The following is a 22625-nucleotide window of genomic DNA, read 5'->3' as shown; positions in this document are numbered from 1 at the left end:
ATTTTTATAACATTTATTTCACAATGTAATATCATAAAATAAAAAGCACAGGTTTATTTTCCTGTACTTCTTTACAAGCCCATGAAACCGCTAGGCTTTTTTGGCATACCAATCAAAGGATTTTCCATCAGATCAATATCATCATTTTCTGTTAATTCTTCTTTTTCTAAAGGAATTGCAATTCCTTCACTAATCAAACCAGCATCAATCATAGAACCGATCATATCTGTATATTCCATAATATCTTTATAACTTGTACGGATAACACCATCTTTATCCTGTAGTAAAGAAACACGAATTTTATTTTCAAATTGGCCATTCGCAATGGTAACAATCATGTTTCCTATGGTTTTATTATAACGAATAAATCCTGTATCTGTACGTTCATAACAGCGAAATCCAAAACTGCGTAAAAAAGACAAAGCATCATCATTTTTGATTTTCATTCAAATTTCCTCCATTATCTTATGCTTTATGTTACGATATGCATTTAAAAAAATATGGTGATTCATCATCATCCAAAAATAGAATTTACCTTCTATATGTTTATTATACATAAAGTATTGACGTTTTTAAAGGATTTTGACAAAATCTCTTAAAAAGGATGAAAAAATATCATTTTATACATATATTCCCCAAAGAAAAGGCTGATTATTCAGATATTTTCTAAAGATAACCAGTCTTTTTCTTTATTTATTATTTATTTTCCAACTGTTGTTGTAAGTCTTTGAATGTATCACAAGTTAAGATAAGTTCAATGATTTTATCCAATTGTGAAGGTGTTATAGATGATAACCATGCAGAGGCATCGTGATTATATTTTTTTATGATCAGTTGTTTTACAATCTTTAATTGACCTTCCAGAAGTCCTTCTTTCTTACCTTCTTCTCGCCCTTCTTCTAGAGCTTTTTTTCTATCTTCTTCATTTTTGATTCTTGCCGTTTTTTCAAGATACTTCTCACGTAATTCTGCTTCTTCAATTCGTTGTGCCATTGTCCATACTTCTTCATTTTGTTTCATATCATCATATTTTTTCATAATCGCATCCACCAACTTTCCTGTGTTTATTGTATCACAAGGTTCGTTGTGTTTAAATAGGTAACATAACTTTTCGAAATCATTTAAGTTTTCTACACCTTTTTCCTCTACAATGCGGTCAATCACATTCAAATTGACATATGTACGATTGATCAATGCATTCTCCTGTTCTACTTCACCTTTCTCATTGCGCATCACATAATGATTGATTAACTCGTTATTCCTTTCTGCCGCTTCACCTGTAAAGAATGTTAAGATAATCTGATATTCAGGTTGAATGACATCATAGTAATTTCCTGATTTCAACTGCATACTTAAATTTCGTGCGCCATAAAATTCCCAGCGATTAAAATCTACATCTTTGTATTGATTTTGAATTTCAATATTATGGCGTCTGCCTTGATCATCCGTTGCCACAACATCCATAACGATACGCTTTAAGCCAAATTGTTCAGGAAGGATTTCTGAATTTACTACTTCAGTATGCACGATATTAAATCTGTAATGTGTTGCGACAGTACAGAAAAAATTACGCAGAAGATTAGAAGTAGCATCTTCACCCGTTAAACTAAATTTTATAAATACATCATTGGTAAATGAAACAGGTGAATTTTTATTCACATCCACATCTTTCTTTTCAGCTAAAACATTTAACATTTCTTTCTTTTCCAAATTTGTTATAGTAGCTTTTGTTTTCTTTAATTTTTCTTTTCCCATAGAGGTCCTCATCTTTCCTAGGCATAAGTGCCTACATGTATACATACGTATTTTTCATATGAAAATCCTAAATTATTTTCGAAAAAGTAAAAATAACCTATTTATAGTATATAGCAGTATAATATTCATTCATATTATATATAACTAGTAAACTTTTTTGATCAAGTTTTACTAAAATATTCGTTTTATTTTACTAAATTCATTGACATTTACTAAACTGACGATTATATTAATGGTAGAGCTTACATCAAAAAGGAGAGATTAACTATGATCGATAAACTAACAAAACAGTTTCAAGAATTATTCCACACGGATGGAGAAGCTTTCTTTTCTCCAGGACGTGTCAATCTGATTGGCGAACACACAGATTACAACGGCGGCATGGTATTCCCATGTGCCATCACTTATGGTACTTATGCGATTGCCTCAATGCGTGATGATGAAGAAGTCCATTTCTTCTCCAACAATTTTAAAGATTTAGGTGAAATCGTATGTAATATCAACGATTTACATTATGATCAACAGGATGATTGGACAAATTATGCGAAAGGCGTCATCTTTTATATCCAGGATAAAGGCCATACCTTCACAAAAGGATGCAATATCTTAGTCGAAGGAAACATACCAAATGGTGCTGGATTAAGCAGTTCAGCTTCTTTGGAAGTTTTGACAGGTACGATTATTAATGAACTATATCATCTGAATATTCCTATGCTCGATATTGTGAAAATTGGTCAGGAAGCAGAGAATAAGTTTGTTGGCATGAATTGTGGCATTATGGATCAATTCATTATTGGTATGGGGAAAAAAGATCATGCGATTGCCCTGGATACTGCGACTTTAAACTATACGTATGCCCCTGTTCGTTTAAACGATGCCAGCATTGTAATTATGAATACATGCAAACGCCGTGGACTTGCGGATTCTAAATATAACGAAAGAAGAAGTGAATGTGAAACAGCTTTAAAAGAATTACAGAGCAGAGTCGATATTAAAAATCTATGCGATTTAAATGTTGAACAATTTGATAAAGTAAAAGATGCAATCCAAAGTGAAGTTAGAATGCGTCGTGCTAAACATGCTATTAGTGAAAATCAGCGTGTAAAAGAAGCCATTACTGCACTTGAAAAAGATGATATCACAACCTTTGGTAAATTAATGAATGCCTCTCATATATCCCTACGTGATGATTATGAAGTAACTGGTATAGAGCTTGATACTTTAGTCGAAGCCTCATGGAAACAGGATGGCTGTATTGGTGCCCGTATGACAGGTGCTGGTTTTGGCGGATGTGCTATCGCTATTGTAAAAAATGATGCCATTGATGCCTTCCAAAACAATGTCAAAGCGGAATATTTGGAAAAAGTCGGATATCCTTGTGAATTCTATATCGCATCTATTGGAGATGGCGCAGGAAAAATGGTAAAATAAAGCTATAAAGAAAGCAGGTAAAAAATATGAACAAAGCTATTAAACGTTTAGTAAACTTCGGCCTGGCACACCAGCTGTTAAAAGAAGAGGATGTCATCTATGTTACCAATCAACTGTTAGACATTTTACAGTTACATGATTATGAGGATGTTGATGTTGAAAGTGAACAATTAACAACACCACAGCCAATTCTAGATGATATGCTTGCGTATGCTATCGAAAAAGGTATCATTGAGGATACAATCGTATCCAAGGACTTATTTGACACACGTATCATGAATGCATTAATGCCACGCCCAAGCGAAGTTATCGCAAAATTTAGAACACTTTATAAAGAGAGTCCAAAGAAAGCCACAGATTATTATTATGACTTATCTCGTGCCAGCAATTATATGCGTACGGATCGTATCGCAAAAGATCTTCACTGGGTCACGGAAACCAAATATGGCCCTATTGATATTACAATCAATCTAAGCAAGCCAGAAAAAGATCCAAAGGATATCGCAAAAGCAAAATTGCTGCCACCAAGCAAATATCCAAAATGTTTGTTATGTAAAGAGAATGAAGGCTATGCAGGTACCCTTTCCCACCCTGCCAGAAATAATCACCGTATCATTCCTGTGATGTTGAATGGTAAACGTTACTTCTTACAATATTCTCCATATTCTTACTATAATGAGCACTGTATCGTATTTAATGAAGATCATATTCCTATGGTGATCAATGAAAATACTTTCCGTTGTCTGCTTGATTTTGTAAGACAATTCCCACATTACTTTATCGGTTCTAATGCCGATCTTCCAATTGTTGGCGGCAGTATTTTAACACATGATCATTTCCAGGGTGGTAATTATACCTTTGCGATGGAGCGTGCTTCAATGCTGGAAGAAATCAAAAGTGAAAAATATCCAGGTGTCAGCTATGGTCGTGTCATGTGGCCATTAAGTGTTCTTCGTTTACGCAGCAGGGAAATAGAACCATTAATACATTGTGCAACGGATGTATTATCTAACTGGAAAAACTATAGTGATGAGTGTGTAGGTATCTTATCTCATAGTGAAGATACACCACACAATACCATTACACCAATTGCCCGTAAAAAAGGTGAATTCTATGAACTGGATCTGACATTAAGAAACAATCGTACAACAGAAGAATATCCAATGGGTATCTTCCATCCTCACGCTAATCTTCACCATATCAAAAAAGAAAACATTGGTCTGATTGAAGTTATGGGACTTGCGGTATTACCTGCAAGATTAAAAGGTGAACTTGCACAGATTGAAGAATGTCTACAAAATCAGAAAGCATTACCAGAAGCTTTACAAATTCATCAAGACTGGTACAATCACCTTTCAGCCACCTATCAAGATACGCCAAAGGAAGAACTTCATACAATCATTCAGAATGAAGTTGGTCATATCTTTGAACAGGTATTAGAAGATGCCGGCGTCTTTAAACAGGATGAACAGGGACAACAGGCATTTGAAAGATTTATGCATACAATTGAGGAAGCATAATGAAACAAGTCGCAAGTTATCACGAAGCACCGGTTTATGAATATACAATTGAAAATAAGGTACTAAAAATCCATGTATTAAACTTTGGAGGAACCATCTCTGGCATTTATTTTAAGGAAGATCATACCAATATGGTTGCCTCTTTCCTAAACAAACAGGACTATATCGATCAGGGCGGGCCATATTTAAATGCTCTGGTTGGTCCTGTGGCAGGAAGAATCGCTTATGGAAAATATGAAATCAATGGTGTAACACATCAGTTAAGTATCAATAATGGTGTCCATCATTTACATGGTGGTGAAAGTGGAGTCAGTAAAAAATTATTTGATATTATACAGCTTAATGATACCAGCTTACATCTTCATTTAGAAACCAGTCATGAAGAGGATGGTTATCCTTTTGGCACCTATATATATGATATTGATTATATATTAAACGATCATGATTTTACTATCAAATATCACTGTACTCCACCAGATGTATCTTTACTAAATATGACCAATCATCTATATTTTAATTTAGGTGGGATGAAGGAAGATATTACCCATCATCTATTGAAATTACCTTCCACAAAAAAATGCCGTATTGAAAAGGAATGCCACCCTAGTTGTATTGAGCCAATCATCAAGGGCAGTGCATTTGATTTTTCTTCGCTTTCAGAAATCGAACAGAATCTAATCATAAATGATCCTGAATTTGAAAACACAAAATATTATGATACTCCCTTCTTGCTTGATGAAGGTCATATCATCTTAAAAGATCCTCACATCGCGCATCGTTTAGATATCCTAACAGATCAAAGCAGCGTAGTTGTATATACTGCCAACTGGTTTGATGAAAATCAAATATTTGAGAGTGGGATGAAGGGGCATGCTTTATGCAGCATCGCTTTAGAAACGCAGGATATTCCTAATGGTATCAACATTGAAGGATGTCATCCTCATCAAATCTATGATCCACAACATCCTTATACACAAACAACGACATATCGTTTCACAAAAGAATAGACAGGGGTGAAGTAAATGGCAACAATCAAAGATATTGCACAAAAAGCAAATGTGTCCAGTGCTACGGTTTCCAGAATATTGAATGAAGATGATACATTAAACGTTCCAGAATCAACACGTAATCGCGTCTTTCAGATTGCCAGTGAACTTCATTATGTAAAAAAAGGCAAAAGCAAACGAACGGAGAAAGCATTGACCTTTGCCATTGTACAATGGTATTCATTAAAACAAGAATTAGAAGATAGTTATTATTTTACCATTCGTATGGGTGTGGAACAGTATTGCAGTCGTCATGGCATCGCATTAAAACGAATCTTTAAGGATGATTTGAATATTGAAGAAAACCTGAAGGATGTGGATGGTATCGTATGTATTGGAAAGTTTTCCACAGCACAAATCAAAAAGCTATCTCATTATCAAGAAAATATCATCTTTGTGGATATGGAAGTACAGCCACTAAAAGAAAATTGTATTGTCTTAGATTTTTCCACAGCGATTTATGATGTCTTATCCCATCTTCATGATTTAAAACATCAGCATATCGCCTATCTTAGTGGCAAGGAATATACACAGGATGGCAGTCTATTTGAAGATCCAAGAAAAAAAGCCTTCCTACAATATGCAGAAAGCTTTCATTTCAAAACAACCATCCTCGAAGAACAGTTTTCTATCGAAAGCGGTTATCAAATGGCTAATCAATTATGCGAGCATTTAGATGATATCACAGCAATTGTATGTGCAAGTGATCCAATCGCATTGGGTGTTCTTCGCTCATTAGAAGAACATAGCATCAAAGTTCCCCAGGATATGAGTGTTACCGGATTTAACGATATTAGTGCTTCTGCCTACAGCAATCCTCCACTTACCAGTGTTCATGCGCCAAGTGAAACCATGGGAGAATATGCAGGAGAATATTTACATCATCAAGCTGGTAAATTAAAACGCCTTCCTGTGAAAATCGTATTACCATGTACCCTAATCAAACGAGCAAGTACAACGCATCGTTAAACAAATGCACAGCCCATTCAGACTGTGCATTTCTTATTTATTTTGTTTCTTTTGAATAATCAATATCTTTATTTAATTCATATTTATCTACCCAGGCATTAAAATCTTCTTCCTTAGATAAATCGTTCTTATCAATATCGAAATGATCTACAATTTTTCCATCTTTTACATAATATAGATCTGGTGTCGCTGTCATATCTGGGAAATAAACCCGAATATCTGCTAGTAGTTTTTTTAATTCTTCATCCGTCAAGATTTCTTTATCAATAGATAAATCATATATTGTCACATCATGATCTGGAAGATATGTATCTAACATCGTTTTAAATGCTTTACAATATCCACATTCTGGCTGCGTAAATACTAATACAAATGTTTCTTTATTTTTCATTTTTTCCTGCATCTGTTGCAGATTTATATCAATTAATCTTTCCTTTGGTGAACACCCTGTCATAAGCAGTGTCAACACACACATTGCGATACACAAATATTTCTTCATATCGTTACCTCCAATAATACGTTAAGTATACGACATTTCTTCTCAAATTACAATTTCAAATCCGTTGAGAATCCTTGTAAAGGATATTAATTTTCTATCCATGGATGATCCAGCAGATCACATGCCATCATAACACATGAGCGACAACATTTTTTCTTGCCATTGATCAACGTTTGATCACCCTTCTCTAAAATATCTTTACAATTCACAGCTTTAATTTCCTTTTGAAATGCCTGAATAATCGGCTGAATATGAGCATATGTTTCTAGCTTGCCATTTGGCATATGCTTCATATCTCTGCATTTTCGATAACTTTCCACTATCGTTAATCCACTTAATGTTCCACACATATACCCCATATGTGCAAAACCTCCACCAAAGCCTTCCGTTAAACGAAATAACAATTCTTCATCAATGCCTAAATCATCCGCATATGCACAAGCAACTGCCTGCGCACAATTATACCCCTTTTCAAAATTTGTTATTGCCTGTATTTTGTGATTCATCCCTATTTTCCTTTCATCCTCAATGATTCAATATTATCCACAGCATGTTCCACACAATGGATACAACATAAACGTTTTCCATCTTCTGTACCTGGTTCTCCATGTTTTAAAATATCAAAACAGTCAATATATCCGTTTTCTTCTTTAAACGCTTCAATCATTGGTTTAATCACCGGATACGTATCATTTTTTACCGCATTGATTGTTTTCATATCTGGTGTACACAAATAGCTTGATACAAGTACCATTGCACTACAAGCACCACATGTATGACCATAAAAACTCATGCCTTTACCGAAGCCTTCCATCAAACGAAATGCCTGTTCCTCACTCATATTTAATTCTTCCGCATACGCACAAGCAATTGCCTGCGCACAATTATAACCACTTTTATATTTGTTTACTGCCAATTCTTTTTTATCCATAGTCATCCTTCTTTCTTATATTTTTACCTTTCTTATCATATCACATATCCACCACATAGAAATTGTAAAATTTTGTGATATTTAAAACTACAATGAAACATTGAAAAAGATCCTATACTAAAGGACCTTTTCTTCTTATATAAATGTGTAATTTTTCTTTGGATCTAATATCTCATTAATTTAAAAAGACGCATGCATTGATAACATAGAAATGGAATATATAAAGGTAAGATACACGTGACAATATTTACAGTTACACTGATATATGTCCAAAAATAATCACCTTGCGCAAATGTATTTTCTATCTCATTCCATGGTGTATAAAGCCCTGCAAGTAATGGTATATTTTTCGTCACTGAACAATATATTGAAAATAAAACAGTAATGAAAAACAAAATCAAAATATACAATCTCAGTTTAAACAACTGCTTATACATCTCATGTTTTCTTTTGATATCACTTTCAATACAATAATCAAAGTTATAGGGAATAAAATAGTAACACCATTTCCCTTTTAGCTGATCTGTGCGATAAAAAGAATTTTTTAATTGTTTCACCATACGACAGACACTATGAAAATCTTCATTCTTTATTTCTGTGATTTCATCAGCCATTTCATCCAGCTCTTGTTTTTGTTTCTCATCCGTAATATAAGCAATATAATACTGACCTTTCAAAGATGTTTCTTCAAATTCATATGCATGGATGCTTGTACTTGTTAGAAGATAGCCTTGATTTAGTTGTTCATTTAGAAATTGCATTTCTTTTTCCACATCAAAATAATTTTTATTTTTTCGTTTGATCATCATATATACCACCTGCCTTCATCTATAATTTATATCTTTTTTTCATAGATTGCATAAATTTGGCGTAACTGGTAAATTATTCGCCTATCGGGAAGAAAAATTCTATTTGGAATCGATTTGAAGTTTTATGAATTTGATATTTCCCATGATTACGCTGTGTGATATCTTCTATAATAGATAATCCCCAACCATCATGTCCCTGTTTTTTATAACCAGGTTGATAGTCATTTTCACAACTGATATATAATTTTTGATATCGTTGTTTCATCATAAGATGTATTTTGGGATGATCAATTGGAAAGGAAGCCTCTACTGCATTTTTTAAGATATTAATACAAAGCGTGGATATATCATAATCAGAAATAGAAAGTTTTAAAAAATGATCACAATCATAGGTGATGTCTATTTGTGGATAATTATAATGATAATAAGATAGTACACTGTCAATCGCAATTATGGTAGTATATTCTTCTAAACGTATAGATGATATTTGATTACTCATATCCATAAGCTGTTGGTGTAATGCTTCATATTCCTGATTTTTTTCTAATAGATATAATATTTCCAGCCTTGCTAGTAAATCATGTTTCTGCTTATGGAAATTATTCATTTCCTGTTTTTGTTTATCCATATATTGTTGCTGGATTGAAATTGTTTGTTCAATTGTTTGAAGCTTTAAAGAATCTAGGTGTAACTGGTTCAGATATTTTATAAGATACAAAATCGACGCGTATAAACAACTTAATAAAACAGTTAATACAATGGATGGATAATCAAAAATCATATAGGAACTAAGTGCGTATATTGTCGTTAATATGATGATAATGATTTTTGAAATGTGTAATGTCGTAAGATATGAAATCTCCCATAAAATAAGTAACAGATAAATACCTTCTATTATTAGAATCTGAAAATATATGGATACTGGAATACAGGTAATACAAAGGTATACAAGATTCCTTGAAACAGATAGTATTAAGGTATAATATAAGGCTTCTTTCCATGATATTCTATAGAAAAACAAGAATAGTATCAAATATAATAATCCAATGAAAAGAGTTGTGTCAAACCATATATATTTTCTTAATATCACAAAGGCAAAGCTTGCAATCAGACAATATCCCAGTTGCGTATCTGGTATTTTACGTCTTGTTTCATAATAAGAAGAGATTGCATGTCCAATGACCACCATATCAATAAATAGTATGATAATCATAAATACAGATCGATTCATCGATATATCTCCTTAAGAAAATTATTCTTTTCATTTCTTGAAATAAATAAGGTTTCCTCTATACATTCTAATCGAACGGTGGAATTATTCACTTCTTTTACATATGCTTTATGTATGGCTTGGGATTGATTGATTTTGATAAATTGATCACTTAGAGAAATAAATTTAGATAGTGTCATATTCATAATCCGCATGGTTCTTTTATTTCTTAAATGAATGAGAAACGTTTTGTTGTTAACTTCTCCATAAAGGATATGTGACAACAAAATATCCATATATCCGTCTTCTGTATGTAAGTGTAAACTAATGTGATGCTGCTTGATTTGATACATATATTCCACAAGGTGTTCTTCTAATTCTTGATTTTTTAAGACAAAACCAATCGCCATAGGACAATATCCTAACATAGCTGTTTCTTCATGAGAGGTTACATAGCAGACATAACAATTTTTTGACGTGATGTTCTTTGCTATTTCATAACCTTTTTCATCTATAAGGTCCATATCAAGGAATACACCTTCAAATTCTTCTTGTTTTTCCAAAAAAGCTTTTCCTGTGGAAAACATTATAAAATGATCATGAGGGAAATGCTTTTTCAAGGTGATACTAATCCAATTACGTATTTTTTCTTCATCATCCACAATTGCAAAATTCATAAGTACTCCCACCTTTATTAAAAATATCATAACATATTCATTTGAAATAGTAAATTTGAAAAAGTTTTATACTTGTAAATCTTATTTTCACCTCATACTTAAGTTTTATGTCAGTATGAGGTGAAAATCAATCATTTTATACAAAAAAAGAGATCTTATCGATCCCGTATTTCATTTATCTTATCCACAATTGCCTGTGCTAGCTTTGCATGATCTTCTTTTTCCATATGCATACCATCTATAGAACTTGCTTTCGCAAACTTTGAAGCATCCATAAAATCACAATCATATGCATCTGCGATATCCTTCAAATACTTCGCAAGCTGCGTACTTTTTTCATATTCTTCTTTTCCATAATCAAACCATGAACCTTCTAACTCTCCGATTTCTTCATGTAAATGAATGGGTGATACCAGCAAGATTTTAGGTACTGGATATTTCTCATTCAGATATGGATTTTTAATCATACGAATCAGAACTTTCGCACCTCTAGAAATTGCTTCTGCTGATAATTGGAACTGATGTTTTAAATCATTGGTACCAAGCATGATCACAATCAAATCCAAAGGCATATGTGATTTCAATAAATATGGCAATGCTGCCTCTCCACTTGCATAATCACAATAAGGATCATGCAATACAAAGGTACGGCCATTTAAACCCTCTTCTATAATTTCATCATCTGGTAGTTTTTGTTTTAAGATACCAGTAAATCGTTCATCAGAATCATAACGCAAGCCGTTATCCGGGCGATATCCCCATGTATTGGAATCCCCAAAACACATAATTCTCATAAGTTTCACATCCTTGTTGTTCATATATATTATGCATCACTTTATATATTATAACACAGTCATTCTCCAACAGAAAAAAGAACCACATTTCTGTGATTCTTCAAGTGTTATTTCTTAGCACTTTTCTTATGCATACCTGGAATACCTGCTTTGGTCATTTCATTGATATCCAATACTTCTTCCAGTTTTTCTTTTGTCATTAAGTTATGTTCCAAAATCAATTCTTTTAATTTACGATTTTCTTTTAATGCCTGTTTTGCAATCTTGCTGGCATTTGCATAACCGATATGTGGCGCAAGTGCTGTTGCTGTTCCTAAAGAGTTTTCCATGACTTCACGGCAGTGTTCTTTATTTGCCACGATTCCTACAATACAGTTATCTCTTAAGGTATAACATGCATGTGTTAATAAATCGATAGACTGGAACAGGTTAAAGAATAATACTGGCTCAAATACGTTTAATTCCATCTGTCCTGCTTCTGCGGCTTTGGTGATGGTAATGTCGTTTCCAAATACCTGGAAACATACCTGGTTACATACTTCAGGAATAACCGGGTTGACTTTACCTGGCATGATAGAACTGCCCGGCTGACGTGGTGGAAGCATGATTTCTGAAAGTCCTGTCTTTGGTCCTGATGCCATTAAACGAAGGTCATTACACATTTTAGACAAGTTGACACAGAATGTTTTTAATGCTCCATGAGCAAATACGAATGGATCGACATTTCTTGTTCCATCGATCAAATCTTTAGCACTAGTCAATTCAATCTGTGAGATTTCTGATAGATAACGTACGGCAATTTTCTTGTAACGTTCATCCGTATTAATACCTGTACCTACTGCAGTCGCACCGATATTAATACTCTTTAAGTTCATAAATGCTGTACGGATTCTTCTGATATCACGGACTAATGCAGTCGCAAATGCATGGAATTCCTGTCCCATACGGATAGGTACGGCATCTTGTAAGTGAGTTCTTCCAAGTTTGATAACATCATTGAATTCCAAGCTTTTATCTAGTAAAGACTCTTCTAATAAAGTAATTTCTTCAATCAGACCATCTACCAGAAATAAACATGTTAATTTACCGGCAGTTGGAAATACGTCATTTGTGGATTGTCCAAAGTTTACATTGTCATTTGGATGGATATAGTCATATGTGCCAAGTGGTTTGCCCGCAAGCTGCGCTGCACGATTTGCGATTACCTCATTGGCATTCATATTGGTACTTGTTCCTGCACCACCTTGGATAACATCTGTCACAAACCATTGATTCAGTTTCCCCTCAATTACCTCATCACAGGCCTGTACGATATATTTACATTTTTCATCATCCAGATGTCCACACTCATTGTTGGCAAGCGCACATGCTTTTTTTACCATACCCAATGATTTTACCATCATAGGATGTGTTTTTTGATATGTAATTGGAAAGTTTCTTGTTGCACGTACTGTCTGCACACCATATAAGGCATCAATCGGTACTTCAACTTCTCCCAATGAATCTCTTTCAATACGATATAGTTGTTTTTCTTCCATATGTGATTCCTCCTCGATACTATCTTACACCTAATCGTCAGAGAAACACAGAAATCTTTTTCCTAAGAGAGTGTAAGTTTTTACTGTTTTTTTCCTAAGTGTTAGGAACTTTGAATTTTGTAATAATTTTAGTCCATGCAGGTAAATTCTTTCATTTAGATCCCTTGTTTTCAATACATTTCACAAGGTATCGATAATAAATATTTAAAAAATCCTGATTTTTGGCGGTTTTTTACATTTTTCGTTTTGATTCGTTTATAATTAATACAAGAAGTGTTATCTTATTGTGACTTTCTCATATATATGTTTGTTTATATGACGAATGACTGATCATAAGATATATTTATTCTTTATGTCACTTCGAAAATACCAACTGGTATTTTTTCATGTAGTATCTACCTCCACATTCACTATTATGATTTTTATAACGTTTATGTGTACGTATAAGCAACTACCTGTATCAAACGGGAGAATGGAGGATTTATGAAACCTGAATTTAATGAAATTGGAATTGAATATGAAGAATTAATGGGGCGCTTTGCGAATAATGCGTCCATGGCAAATCGTTTCTTAAAAGCTTTTTTGAATGATCAAACATTTATACAGTTACAACAGCATTACACTAATCATGATCAGGAAGAATTAATGAAAGATATACATACGTTAAAGGGGTTATCTGGTAATTTAAGTATGATGCAGCTTTATCATATCACGAATACATGGTTATGCGATTTACGCAGCAATAATCTTCAAACAAGTGAACAATATTATCAACAGTGCCTGAAAGAATATACAAACATTACGCAGGGATTAAAAGAAATATTCAGTGAATAGCACCATGAAGAAGAATATAATTTTAATTGTTGATGATATTGCTATCAATCGTGACATACTGCGTATGGCCTTTGAAGAGAAATATGAAATCATGGAAGCAGAGAATGGATTAGAAGCATTAGAAATTATTAAACATTATAAAGATCGTTTATTAGCGGTTCTTTTAGATATCATCATGCCAAAAATGGATGGTTTTGAAGTAATGCATGAATTAAATCGTTTAAAGCTGATGGATACTATTCCTGTTTTTTTGATTACCTCTGAAAGTGATCCTACTTTTCTTCAAAAGGGATTTGACTTAGGTGCTGTGGATGTTATCACAAAACCTTTTGCGATTTTATTTATTAAACGAAGAATTGAAAACATCATTGAATTATATCGCCATCGTTATTCTCTACAGAAGATTGTGAACCAGCAGATTCATCGTATCCAGCGACAAGAGCGTGAATTATATGAAGCAACCAGATCCATTATCAACACGTTATCCACAGCAATTGAATTTCGTGATTGTGAATCTGGAGATCATGTATATCGTATCCGTGATATCACCTGTGCTTTACTGGAAGAACTCGTAAAAAATAATGAATATCATTTTTCCAGCCAGCAAATCGAATTGATTGGAGATGCATCGGTTATGCATGATGTTGGAAAGATTTCCACACCTGACTATATATTGAATAAACCTGGCAAATTGACACAGGAAGAATTTGAAATTATGAAGCAGCATACCATTCAGGGATGTGAATTGTTGAAAAGTATAAATCAGTTAAGAAACAGTGATCTGTACGAGTATTGTTACGACATCTGCCGACATCATCATGAACGCTATGATGGAAAAGGATATCCGGATGGCTTAAAGGGTGATGAGATATCTTTATGGGCACAGATTGTTTCCATTGCGGATGTATTTGATGCGCTGATCTCTAAGCGTGTATATAAACCGGCTTATTGTTTTGAGGAAACAATGAAGCTGATCAATGAGGGAGAATGTGGTATGTTTAACCCTTTGTTACTGAAATATTTCAACAATATCGCCTATGATATTTATCAAAAGTATTATCCAAAGGCAGGTATGACGCATGAAGAAAAATAGACGTATCGTTTTCATTGCGATAATTTCCTTTACCATAGTGATTATACTCATGGGATTTACCATTATCAATATCAAGGATAAAATGGATAATAACGCCATTGATCTTACTCAGAATCTATTAGACAACATGTCAGATAAAATTGCCACTTATCATGAAAAAGATGAAGATTTTATCAAGCAAAACAGTACAAAATTTAAGAATTTAAACCATGCGGAGATCGTACATGAATTAAACACGATTGTTGAACACCATGATTATTTAAATGCGATATATTTAAAAGATGGAGTAGGTGTTGACGCAAATGGTAAATCCTTTACTTATGAACAACTACCTTATCATGATTTTAAAACTAAGGAACAGGCAATTTCTCCTGCTATCAACGGACCTTATGGCGTATGGGAAATGGTATATCAAATGCCTTGTGATGATCAGGCAATGCTATATGTGGAAATCCCGTTCTCTCATTATTCACAGGGCAATGATTTGACCTTCTATAATAAATATGGCTTTGCAGCACTTATTGACGCAAGCTCTAAGAAAATCGTATTGACTTCTAAAACACCAAATGTCATCTGGAATTATATGCAGGATGCCAATGAACTGTTATCTGAAGTGGGTTTTGATGAAGATACCCAGAAAAAGATTTATGAAAACATAAACAATGATGAATCTATTATTATCAAAGGCAATGTACAAGGAGAAGAGGTTTACTTATCTTTACGTGCTGTAGAAGCCAATGCACAATGGTATCTGTGTGGTATCATACCAGTCGATGTTATTCAACAGGAATCTGGCCTTGTATTAAAGATGCTTGTCTATGTCTTTATCTGGATGATTGTTAGCTTGATGATTGTATTGTTCTTAATCGGACATGAAATTTATCATAATATCAAAAAAGAAAAGAAACGTTATGAAAAATCTCAATTAGAGAATGCGATTTATACCGCAATTGCGGAAGCCAGTGATCAATTTATCTGTCTATACGATAAAACAGAGGGCACATTGGAAAAATCCTTCTACAATCATGCTGTATTATTAGGCCTTGAACAAGATATTCTAATGAAGCAGCCGATGGTTTTCCATGAACTGTTAGACAGTTTTTCTCCTGATTTATCCAAACGTATCAAACGCAAAGAGATTATCGAAACTTGTAGCTATGAAACAAATCGTATCAATCCAATGACACATGAAAAGCAATATCTTAGATTGATTGTGAAAAACATCAGTATTGTTGGAAAGGATAAATATATTTTCTTCATCGCAGATATCAGTCATGATATCATGGTGCAGGAATCTTTGAAGATGGCAGCATTGGATGCCAAACAGGCAAATCAGGCGAAGTCTGATTTCTTATCAAAAATGAGTCATGAAATCCGTACGCCGATGAATGCGATCATGGGAATGAGTGAACTTGCTTTGCATAATCTTGATCATCCAGATAAACTAAAAGATTATCTAAGAAAAATCACACAGTCCTCCACTCATTTATTAGGTTTGATCAATGATATACTGGATCTGTCAAAAATTGAAAGTGGAAAAATGGCTCTGTATGAAGAAAAATTCATATTATCCGATTGTATCAGTGAAGTATACAATATCATCAGCTTACAGGCTGAAAATAAGCATCAAAGCTTTCATATATCATCACAAAATGTTATTCATGATGCCTTATATGGAGATATGTTAAAGCTGAAACAAATATTAATCAATTTGTTGAATAATGCTGTAAAATATACTCCAGAGCAAGGACATATTGATTTAATTATCACAGAAAAGCAACATACCAATGAGCATCTATTACAATACGAATTTCAAATCATAGATGATGGCATCGGTATGAGTAAAGAATTTTTAAACCGTATCGGTCAACCATTTGAACAGGAGAAAAACCAGTTCTATGGCAAAGAAAGTGGAACCGGACTAGGCTTATCCATCGTTAAAAATATCGTTTCTATTATGGGTGGTGTGATAGATATTAAAAGTGAGCTGCAGCAAGGCACCACCATTTGTGTACAGCTTGCGTTTAAAGAATCAGAAAATGATTTCTATAAAGAAAAAGACCAGCTGGCTGGCATGCGTGTGTTCCTAGTAGATGATGATCCATTCATACTAAATGATGTCAGTGTCATTTTAAATGAATTTGGCATAGAAGTAGATACCTCCCTGTTAGGTATTGAAGCCTTCCATCAGATCGAAGATGCACATCATAGTGAACACCCTTATGATATCATCATCATTGACTGGAAACTGCCAGATATTGATGGTGTACAGCTTGCCCGATTGATACGTGAACGTATCGGCTCTAAGATTCCAATTGTATTTATCACGGCTTATGATTATAGCGAAATAGAAGAAAAAGCATATGCTGTCGGTGTCAATGATTTTATTGAAAAGCCTTTATTTAAATCTCGCTTATATTATGCCTTGATTGCGAATAAAGCACAGGATATGAAGAAGGATTATGATGATGCACTGTTAAAAGATAAACATATATTGCTTGTTGAAGATAATGAATTGAATCTTGAAATTGCCAAAGAATTGTTGGAAATGAAAGAAGTACGTGTTGATGTTGCCCATAATGGACAAGAGGCTGTAGATATATTTAACAGCCAGCCACCATTCACTTATGATGTAATTTTAATGGATATTCAGATGCCTGTGATGAATGGATATGAAGCAACGTCCATGATTCGTCAATCCAAACGTGAGGATGCCATTTGTGTACCAATCATTGCGATGAGTGCCAATACCTATGCGGATGATATACAGACATGCTTAAATAAAGGCATGAATGCACATATCGCAAAACCTATCAGTTTAGATGGAATATCTAAAACCATTATCTCATTATGGAATCAAACAAAGGACACTTCTAATGAGGAAGGGAGAAAATCATGAAAATGAAAAGAGTCTGTACGATCCTGCTATGTTTACTTCTAATCGCTGGATGTACTTCTAATAAGCCTACGATCATTCAAAAAGAAAAAGCCAATAACACTGTCACAATTAATTTCTTAACAGGCAGTCTTAACAAAAATGTACTAAAATATATGAATGAAATCATGACCGATTTCCATAAAAAATATCCTGATATTGATGTTGCTTATGAAGGTTATCAACAAAATCAGAATACAGATAAAAAACTGGTGGATGTCATAGAAGAACGTCTGAAAAATGATGAAGCCACAGATGTAGCCTGTATGGATGTAAAAAATATCTTTGATTTTGTGGATGAAGGAAAACTGGTGGATCTAAGTGATATGCCATTTGCGAATCAAATGGTTGATATCGCCAAGAAAGATTCTACTGTAAATGGAAAAGTGTATTCTGTGCCAGCTGCTCTAGTAAGCTATTGTATGGTAATAAACATGGATATGTTAAATGATTGCGGCTTATCAAAGCCAACCAACTGGGATGAATTTTTACACTGTTGTGAAGTATTAAAACAAAAAGGATACCGCCCAATTGTTGGTACAAGGAAGTTCATGAAGCTGATCATCTATGCTGGCGGACTTTCCCAGATATATTTAAGTGAACAAAGTGAGGAATACATAAAGAAACTGAATAATGGTGAAATACCGATTTCTGATTTCACAAGACCCGGCTTTGAAATGCTTCAGACATTAATAGATAAAGGCTATTTAGATCCAGAAGAAGCATTAAAATATGATCCAAGCGAGCTTTCAGATATCTACACAAAGGATGCTGGATGCTTTGCCTTCACCTATTCTTCTTATCTGAATACAGATCAATTAGACTTTAATTTCGCATTAACTGGTCTGCCTATGAAGGATGGCAATATCGCTTTAATTGCTTCTGATCGCAGAATGTCAGTTTTCTCAAAAAGCAAACATATTGAAGAATGTAAGAAATTTGTGGATTATTTTTCTGATGAGAATGTTCAGAAAAAAACCATGGAAACCTTTGGAAAGTTTCCTGCTTATACCAATGCAGATATTCAATTAGATGAACGTTTAAATGACTTACAGGAAATCATTACCCATGGCAATACCATGCTGATACAGGATTACAACCTGAAATTTGAGCAATGGGCCAATCTTGATACTTTATGTGATGGCTTACTTGCAGGTAAAACAGTAGATGAACAGCTGGCAGCCTTTGATGCCATCCAGCAAAAGGCTATAAAATAGCTAAACAAAAAGCCCAAATCGGGCTTTTTTACTTGATATCTTTGATATTTTTTATACCTTCACTGTCCACATAACGGATGGTCAGCTTATCCTTTGGTTTTAAGAATACCAGCTGATTTTCATATTTTGTGCTAAAGGTAATTTTAAATACTTCATCTGTATCACTTTGGATATAATAAATCGTATTGCCATCCACATTCACTGTTTGTACATTCTTAACATTTATTGTGGCATCCTTTAAAGATTCATCACTAATATCACCACTATTTCCCAGCATACTTAAAGTTTTCTTCAACAGATCATTTAAAGACTCATCACTGGAAACCGTTGTGACCTTTTGATAATCAATGGCAGATACCATCGCATACATCTTAATCAGACCATTATCCTTTAATGCCATCATATAAATTGGATTGCCTTTGACATTGATCAATAATGGGAACGTAGCTTCATATCCATAATTCTTTACTTCTGATTGCGCACTCTTCATGGCACTTATTTCATTGGCACCTGCTGTCGCAATCTTCATTGCTTCATGTGTTCGCATATTCACTAACACAAAGCCTAAATTCGACTCATCCGCATTGGCACTTGTAATACCACTGTATAGCCAGATATCTCCATTCTTTTCCAAATAGTTATATCCCTGACTTGTGACTGTTACACCATTTTGTCCAAATTTACTATTCCAATATCCACCAGTCAAAGAACCATTATCATCCAGCTCTTCAATCAATAAACTCTCTGGATAAATACGATCTGCCCAGGAAGGAATATCCTTTACTGCATACTTCGTCGTATCTCCACTGATTGGATCAAGGAATACAGCACCTGTTACCTTTTTCTTTGTGCCTACACCTGCATACGTATAGGTTGTACAAATATACCATGGATGCCCTTTTTCATCAATTTCAAAGCTTGGGGAGCCAAAGATTTCAAATGGATAAGAGAAACGCAAATGACGCATCAGATTTTTATTCAAATACGCACTAGGCACATACTTCATACCATCTAAACCTAAATCTTTTAATTTCACCAGTTCTGTTTTACCAGTTGTACTATCAACGGTAATATATGCAGGAATTCCTTCTTTCATATTCTTTATATATTTGATGACACCATTATACGTCAATGGTGTAACACGATATACACTGTCTTTATAAGATATCTGTGTATATTCCTCACTCACATCAAACTGTGAAACCCACTCTGTAGCATTTCCCATGACTTTATCCCCTAAACGAAGACTGCTGTCACGATCAATGATCGGTGTTTTGGTAAAATCAACTTCAGGAATTTCTGTGAATGAAACATCCTGTACCTTAATACGCTGTGCATATGCTTTTGCGTGGAATACACGACTAGTCACAAAACCTGTCACACTTGGGAAAACAATCATAATCACAAGCAGAAGGATACATCCTTTACATATTTTTGACCACTTTTTCTGTTTCGTTGTATAAACACCTTGATCATATACATTCGGATTCTTTGAAAACCTCTGCCAGCCTTTAAACAACTGTACTTTCGTCTTGCTGGAAAATGCATAGACGATACAAAGGATTAAAATCGGTCCTACAGTTATTACCAAAAACTCCCAAAACTCTGGCGCATGCCAGTTTAATGCTGGAAGCATAATATAATACACAACAAATACATAAATCAGATATGGTATTGCCAGAAACGGTATACTTTTTTTCATTTTTATCACCTCAAATGGAAACTGGTTTTACTATACCATACTTTTCTATAGAATGCACCTTATATTCTTATTTAAAATATAGAATTCCTACATTTTATCATATACATTTTCACGAAATTACGATACAATTAAAGAGAACGATATGACATAAACATGATATATAGAAAGGAGCTGGTGATTATGTATCCCATTCATTCCATTGATGATGAAATAAAAAATATGATACCAAGTACACTTCATCAGTTTTATAGAATTGTTGATTTACAAACACATGATGTATACGATTACCATAATCAAGAACTGATCCCTTTAGATAAAAAATGCTTCAGTATCTGGGAACAGGAGGATCCTTGTACAAACTGTACTTCTTGTCGTGCACTCCTCAATGGTAAACGTATTGTGAAACTGGGATATCAGGAAAACATCATTTATCTGATTGATTCCCTGCCCATTAATATCAAGGGAAAGCCTTATGCCTTAGAACTGATACAGGATGTCAGTGACAGCTTTATGTTAAATACAGACATTACCTCAGATACCAATGATATCTGTTCCGTTGTATCTGCCTTTAATGATTTGGTCATGAAAGATACCTTTACCCTTTTATATAATAAACAATATCTGAATGAACGTCTGCCGGTATTTATCCAAAAAGCACAGGAATCACACTATCCTTTATCTTTAGCACTAATGGATATCGATCTTTTTAAGAATGTGAATGATACCTTTGGACATTTATTTGGAGATAAAGTCATCCTTGCGTTTGCACAACAGTTAAAACAGTTAATGAATCATGATACTTTCTGTGCAAGAATTGGCGGTGATGAATTTATGATCATCTTTGAAAATCGCAGTGAACAGGAAAGTGAACAGATATGTGAACAGCTGATGTGTAGTCTTTCTGATATCAGATTTGAAGAACATCCTGATTATCATTTAGCAATCAGCTATGGTATTTCTACTTTACAGGAAAATGATAGTATTGACAATTTTATCAATCGTGCAGATGAATGCATGTATGAAATGAAGAAAAATCATCATATTTTATCTCGTTAATCAAACAGATATCCACAAAGGGTATCTGTTTTTTCATAAAGAAAAGCCCTGTGTCAACACACAGAGCCTTCATGCTTATTTATCTTACACTTGATTTCTTTTTCAACACTAATGCAGCCGCAGCCAATAATACGATACCTCCAGCAATAAAGAACAATGGATGCCACCTTATCTTTTGGTACATAAACAACCGCTACCGGAGATAAATCAGGGAATGTTACTGTAATTGATTTTGTTGTCGGATCAACAGCATCCGGTATCAACAATTCCCAAATCGATCAATTCTAGTATTATTATCAGATAATGCTTTCTCTTTTTATTTATATTTTTCAATAATACAGTCATGATGTTTATGATTATCTGCATCTATTGAATAATTAATACCAACATACAGTATCTCTTTAAAATTTCTTACTCGATCTACATAGTTTTTCCTTTTAATCTGATCGATTGCTTCTTGGGCTGTCTTATTATACTTAAGTTCTAATATGATTGCTGGATATCCTTTTTTCTTTGGTGTAAACAAATAATCTACAAAACCTTTACCTGACTTATCTTCCCTTGTGACTTCATAATAATTTCTCGCATATAGATAACATAAAGTGATTA

The 22625-nt window shown here is 33.9% G+C and carries 22 protein-coding genes; 9 read left to right on the top strand and 13 right to left on the bottom strand.

The window, feature by feature from the left end; genetic code table 11:
* Positions 1 to 71: 71 nt before the first annotated feature.
* Positions 72 to 446, bottom strand: a complete 375-nt coding sequence (locus tag DW761_RS18635; protein WP_117454435.1) for a hypothetical protein — start codon at positions 444 to 446, stop codon at positions 72 to 74.
* A gap of 250 nt (positions 447 to 696) precedes the next feature.
* Entirely contained in the window at positions 697 to 1755 is a 1059-nt protein-coding gene (locus DW761_RS18630; protein WP_158552326.1) for an Rpn family recombination-promoting nuclease/putative transposase, read from the bottom strand.
* Between the two features lie 267 nt (positions 1756 to 2022).
* Between DW761_RS18630 and DW761_RS18625 the strand changes: the two genes are divergently transcribed.
* Genes DW761_RS18625 through DW761_RS18610 form a run of 4 tightly spaced genes read left to right on the top strand, consistent with a single transcriptional unit; the run spans position 2023 to position 6721 of the window.
* Entirely contained in the window at positions 2023 to 3186 is a 1164-nt protein-coding gene (locus DW761_RS18625) for a galactokinase (RefSeq protein ID WP_117454437.1), read from the top strand.
* A 26-nt stretch (positions 3187 to 3212) separates the two neighbouring features.
* On the top strand, positions 3213 to 4706 hold the full coding sequence (gene galT / locus DW761_RS18620; protein WP_117454438.1) for a UDP-glucose--hexose-1-phosphate uridylyltransferase: 1494 nt from the start codon (positions 3213 to 3215) through the stop codon (positions 4704 to 4706).
* Positions 4706 to 5713 carry an aldose epimerase gene (locus tag DW761_RS18615; RefSeq protein WP_117454439.1) on the top strand — a complete coding sequence of 336 codons (1008 nt, stop codon included), beginning with the start codon at positions 4706 to 4708 and terminating at the stop codon, positions 5711 to 5713. Before galT ends, DW761_RS18615 begins: the two co-directional genes overlap by 1 nt.
* A 15-nt stretch (positions 5714 to 5728) precedes the next feature.
* Positions 5729 to 6721, top strand: a complete 993-nt coding sequence (locus DW761_RS18610) for a LacI family DNA-binding transcriptional regulator (RefSeq protein ID WP_117454440.1) — start codon at positions 5729 to 5731, stop codon at positions 6719 to 6721.
* Positions 6722 to 6758: 37 nt separating this feature from the next.
* Here DW761_RS18610 and DW761_RS18605 read toward each other — a convergent pair whose 3' ends face one another.
* The 8 genes from DW761_RS18605 to DW761_RS18570 all read right to left on the bottom strand — a co-directional run bounded on the left by DW761_RS18605 (position 6759) and on the right by DW761_RS18570 (position 13179).
* On the bottom strand, positions 6759 to 7220 hold the full coding sequence (locus tag DW761_RS18605) for a thioredoxin family protein (protein WP_117454441.1): 462 nt from the start codon (positions 7218 to 7220) through the stop codon (positions 6759 to 6761).
* Positions 7221 to 7306: 86 nt separating this feature from the next.
* Positions 7307 to 7726: a C-GCAxxG-C-C family protein gene (locus DW761_RS18600; protein ID WP_117454442.1), complete on the bottom strand. Its 420-nt coding sequence runs from the start codon at positions 7724 to 7726 to the stop codon at positions 7307 to 7309.
* Positions 7727 to 7728: 2 nt separating this feature from the next.
* Positions 7729 to 8151 carry a C-GCAxxG-C-C family protein gene (locus tag DW761_RS18595; RefSeq protein ID WP_158552325.1) on the bottom strand — a complete coding sequence of 141 codons (423 nt, stop codon included), beginning with the start codon at positions 8149 to 8151 and terminating at the stop codon, positions 7729 to 7731.
* Positions 8152 to 8315: 164 nt separating this feature from the next.
* On the bottom strand, positions 8316 to 8960 hold the full coding sequence (locus DW761_RS18590; protein ID WP_117454444.1) for a DUF2812 domain-containing protein: 645 nt from the start codon (positions 8958 to 8960) through the stop codon (positions 8316 to 8318).
* Between the two features lie 73 nt (positions 8961 to 9033).
* Positions 9034 to 10191, bottom strand: coding sequence for a GHKL domain-containing protein (locus tag DW761_RS18585; RefSeq protein WP_117454445.1), 1158 nt, complete (start codon positions 10189 to 10191; stop codon positions 9034 to 9036).
* Positions 10188 to 10847: a LytR/AlgR family response regulator transcription factor gene (locus DW761_RS18580; RefSeq protein WP_158552324.1), complete on the bottom strand. Its 660-nt coding sequence runs from the start codon at positions 10845 to 10847 to the stop codon at positions 10188 to 10190. Before DW761_RS18580 ends, DW761_RS18585 begins: the two co-directional genes overlap by 4 nt.
* A gap of 155 nt (positions 10848 to 11002) precedes the next feature.
* Positions 11003 to 11641 (bottom strand): SGNH/GDSL hydrolase family protein, encoded by a 639-nt coding sequence (locus DW761_RS18575; protein ID WP_158552323.1) that lies wholly within the window; start codon positions 11639 to 11641, stop codon positions 11003 to 11005.
* Positions 11642 to 11748: 107 nt separating this feature from the next.
* Positions 11749 to 13179, bottom strand: a complete 1431-nt coding sequence (locus tag DW761_RS18570; RefSeq protein WP_117454448.1) for an aspartate ammonia-lyase — start codon at positions 13177 to 13179, stop codon at positions 11749 to 11751.
* Positions 13180 to 13662: 483 nt separating this feature from the next.
* Here DW761_RS18570 and DW761_RS18565 point away from each other — a divergent pair, with 483 nt between their 5' ends.
* Genes DW761_RS18565 through DW761_RS18550 form a run of 4 tightly spaced genes read left to right on the top strand, consistent with a single transcriptional unit; the run spans position 13663 to position 19258 of the window.
* A complete protein-coding gene (locus tag DW761_RS18565; protein WP_117454449.1) occupies positions 13663 to 14013 on the top strand; it encodes an Hpt domain-containing protein in 351 nt (116 codons plus the stop codon).
* Between the two features lie 4 nt (positions 14014 to 14017).
* Positions 14018 to 15106: an HD-GYP domain-containing protein gene (locus tag DW761_RS18560; RefSeq protein ID WP_117519028.1), complete on the top strand. Its 1089-nt coding sequence runs from the start codon at positions 14018 to 14020 to the stop codon at positions 15104 to 15106.
* Complete coding sequence (locus DW761_RS18555; protein ID WP_117519027.1) at positions 15093 to 18005, top strand: response regulator; 2913 nt, start codon at positions 15093 to 15095, stop codon at positions 18003 to 18005. The genes DW761_RS18560 and DW761_RS18555 overlap by 14 nt, the downstream gene beginning before the upstream one ends.
* Positions 18002 to 19258, top strand: coding sequence for an ABC transporter substrate-binding protein (locus DW761_RS18550; protein ID WP_117519026.1), 1257 nt, complete (start codon positions 18002 to 18004; stop codon positions 19256 to 19258). Before DW761_RS18555 ends, DW761_RS18550 begins: the two co-directional genes overlap by 4 nt.
* Before the next feature lie 28 nt (positions 19259 to 19286).
* Here DW761_RS18550 and DW761_RS18545 read toward each other — a convergent pair whose 3' ends face one another.
* Positions 19287 to 20960, bottom strand: a complete 1674-nt coding sequence (locus tag DW761_RS18545; protein WP_117454453.1) for a hypothetical protein — start codon at positions 20958 to 20960, stop codon at positions 19287 to 19289.
* Between the two features lie 153 nt (positions 20961 to 21113).
* Here DW761_RS18545 and DW761_RS18540 point away from each other — a divergent pair, with 153 nt between their 5' ends.
* Positions 21114 to 22016, top strand: a complete 903-nt coding sequence (locus tag DW761_RS18540; RefSeq protein ID WP_117519025.1) for a GGDEF domain-containing protein — start codon at positions 21114 to 21116, stop codon at positions 22014 to 22016.
* 79 nt (positions 22017 to 22095) lie between these two features.
* Here DW761_RS18540 and DW761_RS21535 read toward each other — a convergent pair whose 3' ends face one another.
* A complete protein-coding gene (locus tag DW761_RS21535) occupies positions 22096 to 22200 on the bottom strand; it encodes an LPXTG cell wall anchor domain-containing protein (protein WP_117519024.1) in 105 nt (34 codons plus the stop codon).
* Between the two features lie 132 nt (positions 22201 to 22332).
* A complete protein-coding gene (locus DW761_RS21865; RefSeq protein WP_117519023.1) occupies positions 22333 to 22623 on the bottom strand; it encodes an endonuclease NucS domain-containing protein in 291 nt (96 codons plus the stop codon).
* Positions 22624 to 22625: the final 2 nt, after the last annotated feature.

The sequence above is a fragment of the Absiella sp. AM29-15 genome, assembly GCF_003434225.1.
GTDB lineage: Bacteria > Bacillota_I > Bacilli_A > Erysipelotrichales > Erysipelotrichaceae > Hoskinsella > Hoskinsella hominis.
Note: the sequence above shows the minus strand (reverse complement) of the source record. Positions and strands in the feature narration are given on the sequence as shown.

Coding starts and splice junctions, on each gene's coding strand:
- DW761_RS18560 (WP_117519028.1), top strand. CDS start 14,018: ATGAAGAAGAATATAATTTTAATTGTTGATGATATTGCTATCAATCGT.
- DW761_RS18605 (WP_117454441.1), bottom strand. CDS start 7,220: ATGAAGAAATATTTGTGTATCGCAATGTGTGTGTTGACACTGCTTATG.
- DW761_RS18625 (WP_117454437.1), top strand. CDS start 2,023: ATGATCGATAAACTAACAAAACAGTTTCAAGAATTATTCCACACGGAT.
- DW761_RS18570 (WP_117454448.1), bottom strand. CDS start 13,179: ATGGAAGAAAAACAACTATATCGTATTGAAAGAGATTCATTGGGAGAA.
- DW761_RS18580 (WP_158552324.1), bottom strand. CDS start 10,847: ATGAATTTTGCAATTGTGGATGATGAAGAAAAAATACGTAATTGGATT.
- DW761_RS18635 (WP_117454435.1), bottom strand. CDS start 446: ATGAAAATCAAAAATGATGATGCTTTGTCTTTTTTACGCAGTTTTGGA.
- DW761_RS18575 (WP_158552323.1), bottom strand. CDS start 11,641: ATGAGAATTATGTGTTTTGGGGATTCCAATACATGGGGATATCGCCCG.
- DW761_RS18540 (WP_117519025.1), top strand. CDS start 21,114: ATGATATATAGAAAGGAGCTGGTGATTATGTATCCCATTCATTCCATT.
- DW761_RS18585 (WP_117454445.1), bottom strand. CDS start 10,191: ATGAATCGATCTGTATTTATGATTATCATACTATTTATTGATATGGTG.
- DW761_RS18550 (WP_117519026.1), top strand. CDS start 18,002: ATGAAAATGAAAAGAGTCTGTACGATCCTGCTATGTTTACTTCTAATC.
- DW761_RS18615 (WP_117454439.1), top strand. CDS start 4,706: ATGAAACAAGTCGCAAGTTATCACGAAGCACCGGTTTATGAATATACA.
- DW761_RS18595 (WP_158552325.1), bottom strand. CDS start 8,151: ATGGATAAAAAAGAATTGGCAGTAAACAAATATAAAAGTGGTTATAAT.
- DW761_RS18600 (WP_117454442.1), bottom strand. CDS start 7,726: ATGAATCACAAAATACAGGCAATAACAAATTTTGAAAAGGGGTATAAT.
- DW761_RS18590 (WP_117454444.1), bottom strand. CDS start 8,960: ATGATGATCAAACGAAAAAATAAAAATTATTTTGATGTGGAAAAAGAA.
- DW761_RS18545 (WP_117454453.1), bottom strand. CDS start 20,960: ATGAAAAAAAGTATACCGTTTCTGGCAATACCATATCTGATTTATGTA.
- DW761_RS18610 (WP_117454440.1), top strand. CDS start 5,729: ATGGCAACAATCAAAGATATTGCACAAAAAGCAAATGTGTCCAGTGCT.
- DW761_RS18555 (WP_117519027.1), top strand. CDS start 15,093: ATGAAGAAAAATAGACGTATCGTTTTCATTGCGATAATTTCCTTTACC.
- galT (WP_117454438.1), top strand. CDS start 3,213: ATGAACAAAGCTATTAAACGTTTAGTAAACTTCGGCCTGGCACACCAG.
- DW761_RS21535 (WP_117519024.1), bottom strand. CDS start 22,200: ATGTACCAAAAGATAAGGTGGCATCCATTGTTCTTTATTGCTGGAGGT.
- DW761_RS18565 (WP_117454449.1), top strand. CDS start 13,663: ATGAAACCTGAATTTAATGAAATTGGAATTGAATATGAAGAATTAATG.
- DW761_RS18630 (WP_158552326.1), bottom strand. CDS start 1,755: ATGGGAAAAGAAAAATTAAAGAAAACAAAAGCTACTATAACAAATTTG.